Raw genomic sequence first — 517 nt, forward strand, 5'->3', positions numbered from 1 at the left:
TCAGCTTGCACCAGCAGCGGCGGTATCGCTACGTTGGATGGTATGGGCGCTAACGCCATTTGTATGGTTTTCAGAGCAAATCACCAAGCGTTTGGCTCGTAACCACGAAGCACCAAAAATGCGTGATGAACTTTCTGCGATGGCGATTTTGGCACGCGAAAGTGGTGAATTTGCAGAAGGCGAATCTAAAATCTTAAGCAACCTGCTAGGGATTCAAGATGTGCCTGTCACACAAGTCATGACACCTCGCCCTGTTGTCTTCCGCGTTGACGCAACGATGACCATTAATGAGTTTCTGGACAAACACAAAGACACACCGTTCTCACGTCCGCTGGTATACAGCGAGCAGAAAGACAACATCATCGGTTTTGTGCACCGTTTGGAGCTGTTTAAACTGCAACAAGCAGGACAAGGCGAGAAGCAGTTGGGCGCAGTGATGCGACCCATTCACGTGATACTTAATAATATGCCACTGCCGAAAGTGTTTGACCAAATGATGGCAAAACGTCTGCAACTG

1 pseudogene is annotated in these 517 nt (G+C 48.5%); it reads left to right on the plus strand.

What is annotated here, in order from left to right:
• Positions 1 to 517 (plus strand): annotated as a pseudogene (locus R7Q09_RS28415) (hemolysin); the annotation flags it as partial.

Source organism: Vibrio sp. 2130-1, from assembly GCF_033339515.1.